Below are 385 nucleotides of genomic sequence, written 5' to 3'. Positions count from 1 at the left end.
AGTGGACGTGACCTTGCCGTCCGGGGTGTCCACGGTCGAGGTGCAGCAGCGCCGCCGCAAGCTCGCGGAGAACCTGTCCCGCCATGAGCACGAGGTGTTCATCACCATCCCGCAGGCGGCCCGCACGGTCCGACTGTGGGTCGCGGACTCCGGGGCCCTGGACGAGCCCATCGGCCCGTCTCCGCTGGTCACGGACGAGACGATGACCGCCGACTACGCCAAGGGCAAAGCCCCCTGGGGGCAGGACCTGCGAGGCGACGCGGCGGCCCTGTCCGTCTACCAGCGGCACCTGCTCATCACCGGTCTGTCCAACCAGGGCAAGACCGCCGCCCTGCGGGCGCTGGCCCTCTGGCTGGCGCTCGACAAGTCGGTGCAGTTCTGGCTG

General features: G+C 70.6%; 1 pseudogene. It reads left to right on the top strand.

What is annotated here, in order from left to right:
• A pseudogene (locus tag KUM39_RS28005) lies at positions 1 to 385 on the top strand (ATP-binding protein); the annotation flags it as partial.

It is taken from the genome of Streptomyces corallincola (genome assembly GCF_019104725.1).
Classification (GTDB): Bacteria; Actinomycetota; Actinomycetes; order Streptomycetales; family Streptomycetaceae; genus Streptomyces; species Streptomyces corallincola.
Note: the sequence above shows the minus strand (reverse complement) of the source record. Positions and strands in the feature narration are given on the sequence as shown.